This window comes from Nitrosomonas sp. (assembly GCF_024282095.1).
GTDB lineage: Bacteria > Pseudomonadota > Gammaproteobacteria > Burkholderiales > Nitrosomonadaceae > Nitrosomonas.
Map to the genome: position 1 here is coordinate 52,723 of NZ_JAMWZS010000004.1, position 16,549 is coordinate 69,271.

At 49.3% G+C, this 16,549-nt stretch carries 16 protein-coding genes; 13 read left to right on the top strand and 3 right to left on the bottom strand.

Annotated elements, in window-relative coordinates; translation table 11 throughout:
* Window positions 1-99: 99 nt before the first annotated feature.
* From ettA to Q0K92_RS02335, 12 genes are all read left to right on the top strand, one after another.
* Entirely contained in the window at window positions 100-1,764 is a 1,665-nt protein-coding gene (gene ettA, locus Q0K92_RS02280; RefSeq protein WP_297324188.1) for an energy-dependent translational throttle protein EttA, read from the top strand.
* 149 nt (window positions 1,765-1,913) lie between these two features.
* A complete protein-coding gene (locus tag Q0K92_RS02285; protein WP_297324189.1) occupies window positions 1,914-2,126 on the top strand; it encodes a TraY domain-containing protein in 213 nt (70 codons plus the stop codon).
* Entirely contained in the window at window positions 2,110-2,376 is a 267-nt protein-coding gene (locus tag Q0K92_RS02290) for a type II toxin-antitoxin system RelE/ParE family toxin (protein ID WP_297324190.1), read from the top strand. The genes Q0K92_RS02285 and Q0K92_RS02290 overlap by 17 nt, the downstream gene beginning before the upstream one ends.
* Window positions 2,377-2,389: 13 nt before the next feature.
* Window positions 2,390-2,710 carry a DUF2442 domain-containing protein gene (locus tag Q0K92_RS02295; RefSeq protein WP_297324191.1) on the top strand — a complete coding sequence of 107 codons (321 nt, stop codon included), beginning with the start codon at window positions 2,390-2,392 and terminating at the stop codon, window positions 2,708-2,710.
* The gene (locus tag Q0K92_RS02300; protein WP_297324192.1) at window positions 2,695-2,958 is read left to right on the top strand and encodes a hypothetical protein; all 264 of its coding nucleotides are present in this window, start codon (window positions 2,695-2,697) and stop codon (window positions 2,956-2,958) included. The genes Q0K92_RS02295 and Q0K92_RS02300 overlap by 16 nt, the downstream gene beginning before the upstream one ends.
* A gap of 60 nt (window positions 2,959-3,018) precedes the next feature.
* Entirely contained in the window at window positions 3,019-3,270 is a 252-nt protein-coding gene (locus Q0K92_RS02305) for a type II toxin-antitoxin system prevent-host-death family antitoxin (protein ID WP_297324193.1), read from the top strand.
* Window positions 3,267-3,521, top strand: coding sequence for a Txe/YoeB family addiction module toxin (locus Q0K92_RS02310; RefSeq protein WP_297324194.1), 255 nt, complete (start codon window positions 3,267-3,269; stop codon window positions 3,519-3,521). The genes Q0K92_RS02305 and Q0K92_RS02310 overlap by 4 nt, the downstream gene beginning before the upstream one ends.
* Before the next feature lie 12 nt (window positions 3,522-3,533).
* Entirely contained in the window at window positions 3,534-3,659 is a 126-nt protein-coding gene (locus Q0K92_RS02315) for a hypothetical protein (protein WP_297324195.1), read from the top strand.
* Between the two features lie 104 nt (window positions 3,660-3,763).
* Window positions 3,764-3,934 (top strand): hypothetical protein, encoded by a 171-nt coding sequence (locus Q0K92_RS02320; RefSeq protein WP_297324196.1) that lies wholly within the window; start codon window positions 3,764-3,766, stop codon window positions 3,932-3,934.
* Complete coding sequence (locus Q0K92_RS02325; protein WP_297324197.1) at window positions 3,934-5,394, top strand: TIR domain-containing protein; 1,461 nt, start codon at window positions 3,934-3,936, stop codon at window positions 5,392-5,394. Before Q0K92_RS02320 ends, Q0K92_RS02325 begins: the two co-directional genes overlap by 1 nt.
* Window position 5,395: 1 nt before the next feature.
* Window positions 5,396-9,472: an ATP-binding protein gene (locus Q0K92_RS02330; protein WP_297324198.1), complete on the top strand. Its 4,077-nt coding sequence runs from the start codon at window positions 5,396-5,398 to the stop codon at window positions 9,470-9,472.
* A gap of 19 nt (window positions 9,473-9,491) precedes the next feature.
* Window positions 9,492-9,821 carry a nucleotide pyrophosphohydrolase gene (locus tag Q0K92_RS02335; protein WP_297324199.1) on the top strand — a complete coding sequence of 110 codons (330 nt, stop codon included), beginning with the start codon at window positions 9,492-9,494 and terminating at the stop codon, window positions 9,819-9,821.
* 70 nt (window positions 9,822-9,891) lie between these two features.
* Here the strand turns inward: Q0K92_RS02335 and Q0K92_RS02340 are convergent, their stop codons facing one another.
* Window positions 9,892-11,037 carry a class I SAM-dependent methyltransferase gene (locus tag Q0K92_RS02340; protein WP_297324200.1) on the bottom strand — a complete coding sequence of 382 codons (1,146 nt, stop codon included), beginning with the start codon at window positions 11,035-11,037 and terminating at the stop codon, window positions 9,892-9,894.
* A 212-nt stretch (window positions 11,038-11,249) separates the two neighbouring features.
* Here Q0K92_RS02340 and Q0K92_RS02345 point away from each other — a divergent pair, with 212 nt between their 5' ends.
* Complete coding sequence (locus Q0K92_RS02345; protein WP_297324201.1) at window positions 11,250-12,578, top strand: DEAD/DEAH box helicase; 1,329 nt, start codon at window positions 11,250-11,252, stop codon at window positions 12,576-12,578.
* A 141-nt stretch (window positions 12,579-12,719) separates the two neighbouring features.
* On the opposite strand, the gene Q0K92_RS02350 is transcribed toward Q0K92_RS02345, so the two are convergent.
* Both Q0K92_RS02350 and Q0K92_RS02355 read right to left on the bottom strand, forming a co-directional pair.
* The gene (locus Q0K92_RS02350; RefSeq protein WP_297324202.1) at window positions 12,720-13,226 is read right to left on the bottom strand and encodes a DUF192 domain-containing protein; all 507 of its coding nucleotides are present in this window, start codon (window positions 13,224-13,226) and stop codon (window positions 12,720-12,722) included.
* A gap of 60 nt (window positions 13,227-13,286) precedes the next feature.
* A complete protein-coding gene (locus Q0K92_RS02355) occupies window positions 13,287-16,514 on the bottom strand; it encodes a type I restriction endonuclease subunit R (protein ID WP_297324203.1) in 3,228 nt (1,075 codons plus the stop codon).
* Window positions 16,515-16,549 lie beyond the last annotated feature (35 nt).

Genomic DNA, 16,549 nt, shown 5'->3' on the forward strand with positions numbered 1-16,549 from the left:
AATCCAGGCAATCGCGGCTTTCATTGCCCGATAACCTACGCTAAACTCACTATCTATCAAGTTTTAAACTTTTTCCCTAAATAAACAAAGATCAAACTCATGGCTCAATATGTAATGTCGATGCTCCGCGTGAGCAAAATAGTTCCTCCCAAACGTCAGATTATCAAAGATATATCGCTCAGTTTTTTCCCCGGTGCCAAGATCGGTTTGCTGGGACTGAATGGTTCCGGTAAATCTACCGTGCTGCGCATCATGGCCGGTGTGGATAAGGAGTTTGACGGTGAGGTGCAGCGCCTGCCCAATATCCGCATCGGTTATTTGCCGCAGGAGCCGCAACTGAATCCCGAGCACACCGTGCGCCAGGAAGTGGAAGAAGGCTTGGGCGAAGTGATGCAGGCACAGAAAAAACTTGACGAGGTGTATGCCGCTTATGCTGAAGAAGGTGCTGACTTTGATGCGCTGGCTACCGAGCAGGCACGCCTGGAAGCGATTCTGGCGACCGCCGGCAGCGATACCGAGCATCAGATGGAGATTGCCGCCGATGCATTGCGTTTGCCATCGTGGGATGCGGTGATCGGACATCTTTCCGGCGGTGAAAAACGCCGCGTGGCATTGTGCAAATTACTGCTGGAAAAGCCGGATATGCTGTTGTTGGACGAGCCGACCAACCACTTGGATGCCGAATCCGTGGAATGGCTGGAGCAATTCCTGGTGCGCTTTCCCGGCACTGTGGTGGCGGTGACGCATGATCGCTACTTCCTCGACAACGCCGCCGAATGGATACTGGAACTCGACCGCGGCCACGGTATTCCATGGAAGGGTAATTATTCCAGTTGGCTGGAACAGAAAGAAGCGCGGCTGGAGCAAGAAAACAAGCAGATTGATGCACACATGAAATCGATGAAACAAGAGCTGGAATGGGTGCGGCAAAATCCCAAAGGACGCCAGGCGAAATCCAAGGCGCGTCTCGCCCGTTTTGAAGAACTCAATTCGCAGGAATACCAGAAACGCAATGAAACCCAGGAGATTTTCATTCCCGTCGGTGAGCGTTTGGGTAATGAGGTCATTGAGTTTACCGGTGTCTCCAAATCGTATGGTGACCGCCTGCTGATCGACAATCTGAGCTTCAAGGTGCCGCCGGGCGCGATTGTCGGCATTATCGGCCCGAACGGTGCAGGTAAATCCACCTTGTTCAAACTGATAACCGGTAAGGAACAGCCGGATTCCGGCGAAGTGAAAATCGGTCACACGGTTCAGATTGCGCACGTCGATCAGGCGCGCGACTCACTGGAAAATGACAAGACCGTGTTCGATGCCATCTCCGGCGGCAACGATCTGCTGACCGTAGGCAAATACACCACGCCAGCGCGCGCTTATCTGGGGCGCTTTAACTTCAAAGGCGGCGACCAGCAAAAAATCATCGGCCAGCTTTCCGGCGGTGAGCGTGGCCGCCTGCATCTGGCGCAAACGCTGATTTCCGGTGGTAACGTGCTGCTGCTCGACGAACCTTCCAACGATCTCGACGTGGAAACCCTGCGCGCACTGGAAGACGCATTGCTCGAATTCGCCGGCTGCGTACTGGTCATCTCGCACGACCGCTGGTTCCTCGACCGTATCGCCACGCACATCCTCGCTGCGGAAGGTGAATCGCAATGGACATTCTTCAACGGCAACTACCAGGAATACGAAGCCGACAAGAAAAAACGTCTGGGTGAAGAAGGTGCGAAACCGAAACGGATTCGGTATAAGCCGATTAGTAGGTAACACATGGACATACGTAACATCTGAATTACTGTCATTTTGAGCATAGCGAGAAATCTGTACTGTTAGTTATCAAAGACTCCTCACTATGTTCGGAATGACAAATAAAGGTAAACCAGAGACTCATTTAACTGATAAGCAAGGTACACAAAATGTTAGCAATCAAACTGCCTGAAGACATTGAGAGTCGCCTAGCCGAGCTAGCTGCAAAGACCGGTCGCACCAAAACCTATTACGTACGCGAAGCGATTCTGGAACATCTCGATGAGATGGAAGAAAAATACTTGGCGGTAGAGCGTCTGGACAAAACGGGTAAGCGCTGGACGCTGGACGAAGTGGAGAAGGGTATTGATCTGGAAGGTTGAGTTTGATGATGCAGCGGTAAAAGAGCTGCGTAAACTCGATCATACTGCGCAACAAGACATTCTGCGGTATTTCCGCGAACGCATAGCAACCGAAGAAGATCCGCGCAGATTTGGAAAACAATTGACTCATGATCTCTCTACTTTGTGGCGCTACCGTGTACAGGACTACCGCATGATCTGTCATATTGAGGATGAGAAACTGACAGTACTGGTGTTAACCATCGGTCATCGAAAAGATGTGTACAAATAAGCAACATGAATTAATGTCACTAGAAATTGTTAATCCACTGCATCGCACCATTGGAGTAACGGCATCGGCATCGTGGCGAACGCGTGCTGTTGCTGTGCTACCTAATTATTGCCTTGCCGTTACTTGCAACGATGGTACTGCTGGCATCATCGATATGTCGCAGCTCATTCTAAGTGAGAAGGCCGGTATATTTGCTGCACTGAAGGATGGGCAATTATTTAGTCAGGTTTGCATCGAATTGGGGGCGATTACATGGCCTAACGGCGCAGATCTTGATCCAGCGTGGGTGTATGAAGAGATTGGGAGGAATAAAATTTGGTGTATTCCAGGATAGATGTCTTATTACAAGATATTGAGAATCAGAAATACGGAGGAATTGAGCATGTATCACGAAGAACGACTATCAATTCTATCGAACCTAATTATCCAGAAGAAGAGCTTATTAGATTGATGCATATTCAAATAGAAATCCAATTTGCTATTGGTGCTAACCTTCTTGCCCTGTCAAATAATCTAGCAGGAATAGAGAAGCTTGAGGCAATGGCACAGCGTTATCGGGTAGCTGCTCGGGGCATTAGTTGACGCATTGAATGCGCATGCTAAACTTGCTGTACTTTATTCTGTACTGTAAATGAGATTATTATGGATGCTATCAGTTATACAGCCGCTCGCGCCAATTTAGCCAAAACAATGGAACAGGTTTGCAATGATCATTCGCCTGTCATTATCACTCGCAAACGGGAAGCGCCAGTAGTGATGATTTCCTTGGAAGATTATCAGGCGATGGAAGAAACGACCTATTTACTTCGCTCACCTGCCAATGCACGTCATTTATTGGAATCTATTGCTGAGCTTGAAACAGGGAAAGGCATTGAGCAAAAACTGATTGAATGAATCTGATTTTTTCCTCTAAAGCTTGGGAGGACTATCTGTACTGGCAGGCAACTGATAAGCCTATGCTAAAAAGAATTAATCTTCTGATTAAAGCTATTCAACAAAATCCCTTCGAGGGGATTGGCAAACCAGAGCCGCTGAAGCATAGCCTATCGGGTTATTGGTCAAGGCGTATCAATGATGAGCACAGAATTGTCTATAAAGTTGCTGGCAATGATTTGTTCATTGTTCAGCTTCGTTATCACTATTAACGCTCACTTCAAATGAACGACACCCAACAAATCACCGCAGCCCTCCTCAAATTCCGCGATGAGCGCGATTGGGCGCAATTTCATAATGCCAAAGACTTGGCAATGGCGTTGAAACCAGTTTTTCCCACCGAGCAATAGATGTATATTGAGGTCGCGCAAAAATCCTTGCAACATGCGGTTTTTCTGATCAAAATTTATGATGTTCCCAGAAAATCTTAATACACGATGACCAGGAAGACAGTTTGACACAATTTCCAAACAAGATTTTCCGCTGGAATAACGGCAGCTATACTATGGTTTGTTTAGTGATTTATAACGATGGTAAAGCGGGTATGGTTGGCATGTCTCAAGACTTGATTCCGCATGGTTGCATGAAGAAAATGGTACAGCTAGGCATATCCGGAGAATTCTAATGGTTCACGACATCTTTGTTAGTTATGCGCACAACGATGATTTGCTGCCGGAGGGGTCAACTTACGGTTGGATTACTCATTTTATCGAAGAGTTAAGAAAAGTATTAACGCAAAGATTAGGTAGAAAACCTGATGTGTGGATGGATCATTTGTTGTTGGAAAATGCTCAGGTTGATGCAACACTCATCGAAAAAATTCGTACCAGTCAGACCATAATTTTGTTCATGTCACCTAGTTATTTGAATTCCGAATGGTGTAAACAGGAAATCGGTGACTTTTTGACCGTTCATAGCGCGCATAAAAATAAGGAAAGTGTTTTTATTGTTGCGGTGGAGGAAACGGAACGAGAAAAATGGCATTCGCGATTACAGGCACTCACGCCTCTGCAGCTTTATCAAAAATCTTTGAGTGGCGCTGTTCATAGGCTGGGGTATCCCAACCCGCCGATCGATGGTGAACACGAATATTGGAGGCAGCTCAACGAACTTGCGCATCTGATAAAGTTACAACTGGCGTTAATTGATAACACACGTGGTACTCGATCGATATCAGCTACCCCAGTAGCGGAGGCTGCGCAATCCGATAAAAAAATAAAACCCCCTGTTGTCTGGATTGCGCAACCCACTGCGGATCTTCATAGTCAATGGGAGGCTTTAGCTGCATCAATACGCCAGAGAGGCGCACAAATTTTACCCGTTGGTCATAGCATATATCCACTGGGCGATAGTGATTTCCGTGCAGTGGTTGAGAACGATATTTCCCAAGCGGATTTGTTGATTCAACTTCTAAGCAAGGAAGCCGGTGACGCAGCCAAGTTCCTGCAACTACAAGCATTAGCTGCAAGAATGCGCGTAACAATAGCGGAAATACCTTTTTTGCAATGGCGACCGGAAAATATCGATCTACAGACCGTCATCGATTCAAAGCATCGGGAATTGTTGCAAGGCACCATCGCTTGCGGATTCGAGCAATTCCGTCAACAAGTGCTTGAGAAATTGGATAAGCTCATGAATCCTGTGCCGTTCAAGCCCATTAACAAGCCGGAGCAAAATGCATTGACGCTCTGCATTACTGCAGGACAAAAAGATTTCATCCTGGCAGAAGAGATCGTCACAATGGTAGCCAATTTAAAGCATGCTGCAATTTCGATACCGCCAATACCCGAACAAGATCAAACGATAGAGGAATACAACGCTTACCTGCGTTTGTTGCTGGCTAATGTTGACGGTGTGATTCTCGCTCACAGCCAAGAAAATGCCATGTGGTTGCAAGGCCAACATGCCAAAGTCAAAAAAATGGTTCATAAATCGAATCCCTGGGGCGCTTTTATTGATGGCCCGCCGCCGGCAAAACAGAAGATTTTATGGAATGATCCTGGGTTAATGTATCTGGATTGTCGCAACGGCTTGAGCCAGGAGCCTATTCAGCGTTTTATCGATTCGCTGCAAGTGAGAGTTTGAGATGTTTGCATACTTGCAGGTAGATCGCCCCTACCCTGGACTGAGACCCTTCGAGCCTTGGGAAACGGGCATTTTTTTCGGCCGGGATATTCATATTGATCGTCTGCAAGATATTCTTAAATCCCAGCATTTTCTCACTGTAACAGGACCCTCCGGTTCGGGAAAATCCAGTCTGGTACGTGCCGGGCTATTGCCGGCATTACCCTTGGGCGCTATCGGAACCGGTAGCGACTGGCGTGCAGTCATTATGCGTCCGGGTGATAAACCGTTATCGAGTTTGGCAAAAGCTTTGTGCGACCACTATGCACTGGGTCCGGAGCTGAATCAAGCCGAAAAATCGGCGAGTACTGAAATCAATTCAACACTTCCAGCACTTGAGGCAGAGCTAAGACGCGGTCCATTAGGGCTGGTTGATTTGGTTAAAGATCTGCGTCAGCACGCCCGAGATCCCGATTTCAATTTACTGATCCTGGTTGATCAGTTTGAAGAAATCTTCACCTATGCCGAAGCCGGCACCTATCAGGCTGACGAATCCGATGCCTTTGTCAATTTGTTATTGGCAGCCGGTAACAACAAGGAAATGCGGATTTTTGTGATTATTACCATGCGCACCGATTTCCTGGGTGCTTGTACCCGTTTTCTGGGTTTACCGGAAATGATTAACCGCTCGTTGTATCTAACGCCGCGGTTGAACCGGGAACAATTGACTCAGGCTATCGCCGGACCCGCTGCGCTGTTTAATTTGAAATTATCCGCAGACTTGGTTGCAGAATATGTCAATGCCATCCAGAATGAACAGGATCAATTGCCGGTTTTACAGCATGCTTTGGCGAGGCGCTGGGATCAGTTACTGGAAAAGAAAGGGTTGCATGCTGATACCACGGATTATCCTGAAGTGGATGTTTTTCAAACCGTGGATAATTTAGGGCAAGCTTTATCGGATCACGCCGACACGGTTTACAACACCTTAACCGACGAGCAAAAGCTCAATGCACAGTGGCTGTTTCGTGCAATTACTGAGCAGCGAATTACTGAAGGTGGTGGGCAAACAGTGCGCAGGCCGCAATCGTTGGCGCGTATTGCGGAATGGTCCGGGCGGTCTTGGAAAGAATTTTTACCCATCATTAAAGCCTTCGCCGATCCAACAGTGAGCTTTCTCACGTATAAAAGCAAGCCCGATCAGCCCGGTGAACCGGAAGATGATGAAAAAACCGTCATTGATATTTCTCATGAGGCGGTGATGCGGCAATGGGCTAGTCTGAAAAGCTGGATCAACAGCGAAGGCAAGGCTGCGCAGGAATATCGCGAATGGCGTCAGCGTGCAGCGCGTAAAGACAGCGGCAGCGGTTCTTACCTTAGCGGCGCCGATTTAAGTCAGGCGGAAGCCTGGCTCAAGCAAGGATTGGATTTTGTCGCGCCTTCAACACAATCGGCTCAGCCGAATTCGGCACCGCATGCCGAATGGGCTAACCGCTACCATGAGAACAAAAATTCCGCACATTCCTTCGCATCGATAGAAGCTTTTATTTTGCAAAGCCGGGATGCGTCGCAATTCTCGAAACGCTTGCTGAATCTGCTGGGCGCATTTATGGTGACGGCCTGTTTGATTGCTGCCGGGTTTGGTTACTACAGTTACCAGCAATCCATTGAATCCGCCGCTAAGTCATTGTGGTTCCGGTTTAAATCCGATTCAAGGCTGACACGAGGCAGTGGTGCTGATGATCTGATTACCGTTGCAAAGCAAGACAAAAATATTCGATTGCGCTTTATCGAAGAAATCCTGCATGATGGAAACATCGCCACCGTATTTTCCTCCCATCCGGTATTGTTCTTGCGAGCGAGCGTCCAATCGGATTCCAGTCTAAGGGATCAGTTGCTTGAGAAACTGCGGATTGCTGATGCTGATGCTGATGGAAAAGACTCAATTTCATTAGCTCGTATTCAGGCACTGTTGGAATTGGATACGGGTGAAGGTATCCAACAGCTATTAAATACAGTTGCCAAGAATGGAGATTATAAAATAATCGATAAGTTAGGTAAGGAAAGGTTAGTAAACTATATCAGCAAACTCAATGAAGATCAGGTAGCCAGTATTGTCGCTCTGATACAGAAAACGACGGATTTTCATCAACTTAAGGCCATGGGTGAGGGGCTAGTGTCTTTGGTAGACAAACTCAGTGAGAGCCAGGCAACCAGTGTCGTTGCGCAGGTTGTGGAAGCGATACAGGAAACGACGAATTTTTATCAACTTGAGGCCCTGAGTAAGGGGCTAGCGCCTTTGGCAGGCAAACTCAGTGTGAGTCAGGCAATCAGTGTCGTTGCGCAGTATGTGGAAGCGATACAGAAAACGACGGATCCTTATCAACTTGAGGCCCTGGGTAAGGGGCTAGCGCCTTTGGCAGTCGAACTCAGTGAGAGCCAGGCAACCAGTGTTGTTGCGCATGTTGTAGAAGTGATACAGAAAACGACGGATTTTCATCAACTTAAAGCCATGGATGAGGGGCTAGTGTCTTTGGCAGGCAAACTCAGTGAGAGCCAGGCAAACAGTGTCGTTGCGCAGGTTGTGGAAGCGATACAGGAAACGAAGGATTTTTATCAACTCAGAGCCTTGGGTGAGGGGCTAGTGTCTTTGGCAGGCAAACTCAGTGGGAGCCAGGCAACCATTATTGTTGCGCAGGTTGTGGAAGCGATACAGGAAACGAAGGATTTTTATCAACTCAGAGCCTTGGGTGAGGGGCTAGTGTCTTTGGCAGACAAACTCAGTGAGAGCCAGGCAACCAGTGTTGTTGCGCAGGTTGTGGAAGTGATACAGAAAACGAAGGATCCTTATCAACTCAGAGCCTTGGGTGAGGGGCTAGTGTCTTTGGCAGACAAACTCAGTGAGAGCCAGGCAACCAGTGTCGTTGCGCAGGTTGTGGAAGCGATACAGGAAACGACGGATCCTTATCAACTCAGAGCCTTGGGTGAGGGGCTAGTGTCTTTGGCAGGCAAACTCAGTGAGAGCCAGGCAACCAGTGTTGTTGCGCAGGTTGTGGAAGTGATACAGAAAACGATGGATCCTTATCAACTTAGAGCCTTGAGTGAGAGGTTAGCGTCTTTGGCAGGCAAACTCAGTGAAAATCAGGCAACCATTATTATTGCGCAGTATGTGGAAGCGATACAGGAACCGACGAATTCTGATCGACTCAGAGTCTTGGGTGAGGGGCTAGCGCCTTTGGCAGGCAAGTTCAATGACATAATTACGGGACCTATTGTGGGTATACTGCTAACCGAGTGGGAGATCAGACCAAGTGATGCACAGGTGGCTGCTCTGGCTGAGCCGATCAATACTTTGATTCCACGCTTGGTTTTATCTGAGAATCAAACCAAAGTATGGTTAAAGCTGCTTGATATCCCATTTATCGATCGGGATGCTATAGCTACTGCAATTCGCAAACAATATGCAGATGCTCCTGGCGAAGACCAAGGTATTTGGACATTTGTGAAATGGGCTAACAGTTATTTTGGTGTTAATGGTCCGAACAAAGCCGATTTGATATCAGCTACCCTGGAAATTCTGTTATTGCCATTGCTGGTTTTGATTGGCGGTGGTTTATTGCTGCAGCTTTTGTCCGGGCGCAAGCTGGTTACTTTGCAACTTGATAAGTTAGCAAATAAAAAAGACCGGCAGAATTTAGGCATACGTTTCACAGGGTACACAGCAGAACAGGTAAAAAGCCATTGGAGTGTGTTGGGTGCAGACGAACGTATGATTGAACAGCGATTTCTAACGATGGATCTGATATTTGCACCGATTTATGGCGCTACCTTTTTATACGCACTGCTCAAAGGGGCGGAATATTTGGATTTTCCATTCTCGCCTGCAATGCTGGTTGCATTAATTTGTACCATGATACTAGCTGATTGGACTGAAAATACGATTCAACTCCAACAGCTAAAACATATGAATCAACGCGGTGCAGTACTGCAAAGTGGCTGGATCAGGATAGCCAGTTTGGCCACGCAAATAAAACTATTGTGTGGGATCATCGTTATGATGTTATTGCTTTATATCTGTGCACAACTGCTACTGTTCTAGGATTGCTGATAAAAACAAAATGAGCGACCTGAAACAAATCACCGAAGCCCTCCTCAAATTCCGAGATGAGCGCGATTGGGCGCAGTTTCACACGGCAAAGGATCTCGCGCTGGCGCTGAATATTGAAGCGGGTGAGTTACTGGAAGCTTTTTTGTGGAAGTCTTCCGAGCAAGCGGATATCGACAAAGTGAAAGAAGAGTTGGCCGATGTTTTGGCGTTTGCTTTTCTACTGGCTGAAAAGTACGATTTGGATGTGAAGCAGATTGTATTGGAGAAGATTGAAAAGAATGCGCTGAAGTATCCGGTTGAGAAATCCAAGGGCAGTGCAAAAAAATACACGGATTTATAGACTGCTTCTAAAAATTCAGATTTCATCCCTGCTGCATTGCAGGAAAAATTCTTTTCTTACCTGCTCCTCGTCATTTTACTAGCCGCCACAGCGAAGTAAGTTCCGCGGCACGGGCAGCATGTAGTGGGTCGCTGGTATCCGAGACGCGTGGGTGATGCGGTTTGATATCGGTTTTACTCAAGACTTTCAAGTTTGCCGCGTCAATCGCGGACAACAATTCAGCGCGCGTGCGCAATCCCAAATGTTCGGCAAAATCAGACAGAATCAGCCAGCCTTCGCCGCCGGGCGTCAGGTGGGCGCTGAGGCCGTGCAGAAATCCGCGCAGCATGCGGCTTTCCGGATCGAATATCGCGTGTTCCAGCGGTGAGCTGGGTCGTGCCGGAATCCACGGCGGGTTGCATACGATCAGCGCGGCTTGCCCTGCGGGAAAAAGATCAGCCTGAATGACGTCAACTTGGTTGATGAGGCCAAGGCGGGTCAGGTTGCCGCGTGCGCAGTTCAAAGCACGGTCATCCTGATCGGTGGCGACGATGCGCTGAATGCCGCGACGCGCCAGCACGGCGGCCAGTATGCCTGTCCCGGTGCCGATATCAAAGGCAATCGATTGCTGCGCAACGAGCTGGGGTAATGGCGTTTCTGCAACCAATTCCACATACTCGCTGCGAATCGGCGCGAAAACGCCATAGTGCGGATGAATTCGCGCGCCCAATACCGGGATCTCTATGCCTTTCTTACGCCATTCATAAGCCCCGATCAATCCCTGCAATTCGCGCAGTGAAGCGATATACGCTTCGGTACTCGGACCATACGCTTCCAGGCAGGCTGCGCGTACATCAGGCGCGCGACGTAACGGAATGCTGTGGTCGGCATTAAAGGGGATGAGTAAATTACCCAAGGTGCGAGCGCGCTGCGATTGCGTCTGGCGATGCAGATGGAAGGTTTCTGCAGGGGATGATAGTAATTTTTCGGTTTTTTTCGTCGGGCGTTTTTTATCGATGCGCCGCGCCAATGCCTGCAATAATTGGCGCGCATTTTGGAAATCGCCGCGCCACAACAGCGCGGTACCTTCACAAGCCAGACGGTAAGCCGTATCGGCTGTCATGCGATCATCGACAACTTGTACGCGCTTGGGTGGCGGCAAGTCCTTTTCTGAATGCCATCGGGCTGATTTTTCCTCGCCGTCTTCATGCCAGTGAATGATGGAATGCTCGCTCATGGCGAACGGTGTGACGAACTAAGTAAGGCAGCGAAATAGCAATATAAGTACATAGAAAAGTGAGGAAAATTTATCGATTATTGTTGAGATTTTAATATTCGCCCATATTATACTCCTCACAAGATCTGGATTTATGGCGATACCCTTCATCCGCTTCCCTTACCTGTTATGCCATAATCGGGCTGACAGACCATTTACCTTCCTGGAGTTTTATGTCTTTTTCTGCTTTCGGCTTGTCCGATGAAATTATTCGTGCCGTCACTGAACGTGGCTACACGGTTCCCACCCCGATTCAAACGCAAGCCATTCCAGCCGTATTGGCCGGCGGTGACTTACTGGCCGGTGCACAAACCGGCACCGGCAAAACGGCCGGTTTTACGCTGCCTATCCTGCATCGCCTTTCCGATAAAAGTATCAAAGGACCATCCAGCGGGCGGCCGCCGATACGGGCTCTGATTCTTGTTCCCACGCGCGAACTTGCGGCACAGGTGGAAGAAAGCGTGCGTGATTACGGCAAATACCTGAAATTGAGTTCGATGATCATGATCGGCGGTGTCAATATCAATCCGCAGATCGCCCGCCTGAAAAGCCGCGTGGATATTCTGGTTGCGACACCAGGGCGGCTGCTGGATCATGTGCAGCAAAACACACTGAGTCTGTCGCAGATTGAAATTCTCGTGCTGGATGAAGCCGATCGCATGCTGGATATGGGATTTATCCGCGATATCAAAAAGATTCTCGCATTGCTGCCGAAGCAGCGGCAGAATTTATTGTTTTCAGCCACGTTCTCGAATGAAATTCAGATCCTGGCGGATAGCCTGCTCAACAAACCGGTAATGATCGAGGTGGCGCGTCGCAATGCGGTTGCCGACAAAGTGACCCATGTGGTGCACCCGGTGGATCGTGAACGCAAAAAAGAACTGCTTGCTCATTTGATCAAGCAACATCGCTGGTCACAAGTGCTGGTGTTTACCCGTACCAAACATGGCGCCAACAAGCTGGCCGAGTATTTGGCAGTCAATAACATTCCATCGCTTGCCATCCATGGCAATAAAAGCCAATCGGCACGCACTTTGGCATTGGCAAAATTCAAAACAGGTGGCTTGCAAGTGCTGGTGGCAACCGATATTGCCGCACGCGGTATTGATATCAGCGAGTTACCGCATGTGGTCAACTATGAACTACCCAATGTGGCTGAAGATTATGTTCACCGCATCGGCCGCACAGGCCGTGCAGGTGCAGAAGGGGATGCCGTGTCGCTGGTGTGTATCGATGAATTCAAGCTGCTCACAGGGATCGAAAAGCTGGTCAAGCGCGAAATACCCAGTCAGGTGATTGCCGGTTTTGAACCGGATCCACGCATTAAAGCCGAGCCGATAAAAAATGGCCGTAGCGGCGAGCCGCGTGGCGCAACATCTTCGCGCAATCCGCCGAAAAACCAAGCCACTAAAAAACCGGCAGCTAAAACTCCCGCAAGCTTTGCGCGCCCAGTAACGAATCGTGCACCTGCGCCGCGTCGCGCCGGAGGACGGGGACACTAGAAGGCCTCTGAATAACTGCCATTTCGAGCCTAGAGAGAAATCTATATGGTTGATTCAGAAAGATTCCTCACTATGTTCGGAATGACAAAGATGAATTATTCAGAGACTTCTTAGAAGCTTGCCAGAGCCAAAATTACGTCATCACTGTGCATTTGTTGGTTTGAATAATTTCCCGCGCAGTTTGAAACCAGGTTTCAAACCACGTTTGTCGAACCAGCCCTGATTCATCTCCAGCGCGTAACGTACCGGTCCAGCGGAGCAGTGCGAAGTCTCGGTTTTAGGCGCCATGTCCTTAAGGTTCACGATGCTGCCGTCTTCGGCGATGAAGGCGATGGTCAGTGGCAACAGCGTGTTGCGCATCCAGAAGCAGCGCACCTGGAGACTGTCGTATATGAACAGCATGCCTTCGTTGATCCCCATCGTCTGGCGATGCATCATTCCAATGGTCTGCTCCCTTGGAGTCTGCGCCACCTCTGCTTGAATAACGTACATACCCGCTGTTAATTGGATCGTCGGCAGGCGCGGTTGCGGGCCATCCTGCGCCGAAACGCTGGTAGCAGCCAGAAAACCCAGCAACGCTATCATGCCCTGCTGCAGCAAAGCCTTTGTGTTGTTATCGATCATATTGTTTTTATGCTCCGCTCCCATTTATTTTACAGTCGGAAAATAATGATCATCGTAACTTTCAGAACTTTAATCCATTATTGCTTAAGCCGCCCATTTCCTACCATGATTGGCATATTCCAGCATCATATAAAATACATTGTCACATTTTTCGCGGAACAACACGCGATCATAACTTTCCGGCAGATTGCTATCCAGCACTTGCTCGACTGCAGAACGCACCATTTTCTGAGTTTGCGTATCCTTATACCAATCCTGCACCAGCACCTTGGGGTATTCTTGCAGAAGGCGATGCAGTAATGATTTTGCGGCAAGCCGGACTTTCTGCGTTTCGTCTTGTGTCATCTTGTCTTTTTTCAGCAAGTCGAACAGTTCCAACTCATCTTCAGTCAATCCTTCACGGATATGGCGTTCATCTTCCGTCCGTAAGTCCTCGGTGAATTGCATCAGATCTTCATAATAGTTTTCGGTGGAAGAACCGCCGGCATTGTAGGTGTCGATAATCTGTTGCAAGCGCTGGGCGAAATCAGTACGGGTTGCATTCTGTTGCAGCATCAATTCCAGTTTATGTTGTAAAAAGGCGCGTAGATCGGCGATCTCGATATGTTTGTAAGTCGCTTGTTTAAATTCCTCGCGCAATTTGTCGAAATTGATTTTGCTCAAATCCCAGGTCTTGCCCTTTTGAATAATTTGATATTCCGCATCGTTTTGTTTTGCTTTGAGCGCATCCGCGCCATCTACCACCACACTTTCATCCAGCAACTCGGCGATCCTCAAGCTGATGGCGTCGATGTCCTTTTGCTCGATATGCGCCTCGATCACGCCGCGCAGATACTGAAACGCCGCCACCTCGCGCCCCTTGCCGCGCCCCAGAACCTCCGGCTTGCATGCCTCATACAGCGACGTGATGGTGTTTTCATACACGTTGAAACTCCTGCGCCATTCATCGTTTGCCAGCAAGGTGTTGGCAAACGACTCAAATCTCCCGACCTGCTTGAATACATCGTCGCTGCTCAGCACTTCGCGCAACGCAACCGCCTTCTCGTGGCAAAACGCAAAGCCTTGTTCAATTGCATCGTCCAGCAAACGAAACAGTTCCGCTTTTTCCTTGACCGGCGATTCGGTCTCGTCGCCGCCTTGCGCGTAATCTTTCAGCGCCAGCTTCATGTTGCGAAACACATTGTAGTAATCCACGATTTCGCCATTGCGCTTCTCCACCTCGTTGATCTTCCACGACGTCACGCGATTGGCGCGGGCGATGGTTTGCATCAGCGTATGGCCTTGCATCGGTTTGTCGAGATATAACGTGGAAAGTGTCGGCGCATCGAAGCCGGTCAGCCACATGGCGCAGACAAACACCAATTGCAGCGGATGCTCCGGGTCTTTGTAGTTGTATTCAATATCGTGCCCATGTTCATCCAGCTTATCCATGCGTTCACGATGCGGCTTGATCGTCAAGCCCTGCGCGGCAAATTTTTCTTCCTCGCCCGCGTCTCCGCTAATCACCACGGCCATCTCAACAGAACGCATGAATTCAACGCGCTGCTCCAGACGCCGCTTCTCAATTTCATTAGCAGTTTTGCTGATAGTCCCTTTCAGGCTTCTTATCTCTTCCTTCCACAGCCGCTGCACTTTGTCGTACATCTTCACGGCAGTAAATTTATCCACCGACACCACCAGTCCTTTGCCCAGATAACCGCGCCGAGGGAAGTGATAGACGATGTCCTGCGCGATTTTTTCCAGCCGGTCGTCACGTTTGATGACTTCTATTTCCGTGGAGAAATGTTTCTCCAGCTTGGCTTGCTGTGCATCATCCAGATTCTCATCTTCCAAAATCTGGTAAAACTCCTCGCTCAATCCTTCGTTCTGGATCAGCACTTCCGGCACGCGTTTCTGGTAAAACAGCGGCACCGTCGCACCGTCATCCATTGATTGCTGAAAGTTGTATTCCGACACGTAACCGCCGAACCACGCATTGGTTTTGCGTTCGCGCCCGAGCAGCGGCGTGCCGGTGAATGCCAGATAGTTCGCCCTGGGCAGCCCTTTGCGCATGTTTTCCGCCAGCGACTTGTATTGCGTGCGGTGCGCCTCGTCGACGATCACGATGATGTCGTCGCGATTTGACAGCTCTGGATATTCGCGGCCTTTGTCCCAGCGGAATTTCTGGATCAGCGTAAAAACGATGCGTTTGTTCTGTCCGAGGAACTTGCGCATTTCCTCGCTGTTCTTCGGTTGCGCCGCCTCGGCCTCGCTCACCGTGCGGGTATGCAAAAAATTGCGGTAAATCTGCCCATCCAGATCGTCGCGGTCGGTCACCACCACGAAAGTGAAATTGCCGGTCTGTTTGCGGAAAATTTTGCGCGCATAAAAAATCATCGAAAAACTCTTGCCCGATCCCTGCGTATGCCAGAACACCCCGAGCTTGCCTGCCAATTCCGCACGTTGGAGGAAGACGTTATACGCGCGATTCACGCCGATAAACTGGTGGTTCTGCGCGATGATTTTTTGCGTGTCCTTGTAATAGAGAACGAAATTCTCCACGTAATCCAGCAACTTTTGCTGCGGCAGCAAACCCTCGATGACACCTTCCAGGCTGGTGCCTTGCGCGCGGATTGCCGCGCGGTCAATTTTCTGCTTCTCGTCATCGGCGCGCAGCCAGTTGAAATAATGCTCCCACTGCGCCGTGATGCTGCCGACTCTGGTTTCAACGGCGTTGGACAGCACGCAAAACGCATTGGTCAGGAACAGCTGCGGAATCTCCGCTTTGTAATTCGTCAAGTTGTCGTCGTAGGCGTTGCGCAGCTTCACATTCGAGTTTTTCAGTTCGATGAACACCAGCGGAATACCGTTTACGTACAGCAACACATCCGGGCGGCGAAAGCCGCGCTCGCCCTTGATCCACAACTGCGTCACAGCCAGAAAGCGGTTATTGCCCGGCACGTTAAAATCCAGCAGGCGCACGCGTTCCTGCTGAGACTGTCCCTGCGCATTGTCGAACGTTACCGGAATACCGTCGCGCAACAGGCCGTAGATTTCCTGATTTGCCGCAATCAGCGTCATCGCCTGCCGCCGCTCACACAGTTTTTCCAAGCTACTCTCGATGGCTTCTCGCGGAATATCCGGATTCAGACGAAGCGCGGCTTCCCGCAGCCGGTCCACCAAGATCACATCGCGTTTGCTGGCGCGGTTGGAACCGTCGTTCAAATCCTCCGCATTGTCGGTATGGCAATCGAGCGCATCAAAACCGTGCAGATGCTGGAGCTTCTGCACCAACGCCTGCTCGATCTGATCTTCGGAAATAAAGTTAGGCATTCAGTTTTCTATCCGGATTTATTTTGCTTTAACTT

Excerpts from the sequence above, each read along its gene's own strand:
- ettA (WP_297324188.1), top strand. The coding sequence starts at position 100 with ATGGCTCAATATGTAATGTCGATGCTCCGCGTGAGCAAAATAGTTCCT.
- Q0K92_RS02285 (WP_297324189.1), top strand. The coding sequence starts at position 1,914 with ATGTTAGCAATCAAACTGCCTGAAGACATTGAGAGTCGCCTAGCCGAG.
- Q0K92_RS02295 (WP_297324191.1), top strand. The coding sequence starts at position 2,390 with ATGTCACTAGAAATTGTTAATCCACTGCATCGCACCATTGGAGTAACG.
- Q0K92_RS02305 (WP_297324193.1), top strand. The coding sequence starts at position 3,019 with ATGGATGCTATCAGTTATACAGCCGCTCGCGCCAATTTAGCCAAAACA.
- Q0K92_RS02310 (WP_297324194.1), top strand. The coding sequence starts at position 3,267 with ATGAATCTGATTTTTTCCTCTAAAGCTTGGGAGGACTATCTGTACTGG.
- Q0K92_RS02315 (WP_297324195.1), top strand. The coding sequence starts at position 3,534 with ATGAACGACACCCAACAAATCACCGCAGCCCTCCTCAAATTCCGCGAT.
- Q0K92_RS02325 (WP_297324197.1), top strand. The coding sequence starts at position 3,934 with ATGGTTCACGACATCTTTGTTAGTTATGCGCACAACGATGATTTGCTG.
- Q0K92_RS02330 (WP_297324198.1), top strand. The coding sequence starts at position 5,396 with ATGTTTGCATACTTGCAGGTAGATCGCCCCTACCCTGGACTGAGACCC.
- Q0K92_RS02335 (WP_297324199.1), top strand. The coding sequence starts at position 9,492 with ATGAGCGACCTGAAACAAATCACCGAAGCCCTCCTCAAATTCCGAGAT.
- Q0K92_RS02340 (WP_297324200.1), bottom strand. The coding sequence starts at position 11,037 with ATGAGCGAGCATTCCATCATTCACTGGCATGAAGACGGCGAGGAAAAA.
- Q0K92_RS02345 (WP_297324201.1), top strand. The coding sequence starts at position 11,250 with ATGTCTTTTTCTGCTTTCGGCTTGTCCGATGAAATTATTCGTGCCGTC.
- Q0K92_RS02350 (WP_297324202.1), bottom strand. The coding sequence starts at position 13,226 with ATGGGAGCGGAGCATAAAAACAATATGATCGATAACAACACAAAGGCT.
- Q0K92_RS02355 (WP_297324203.1), bottom strand. The coding sequence starts at position 16,514 with ATGCCTAACTTTATTTCCGAAGATCAGATCGAGCAGGCGTTGGTGCAG.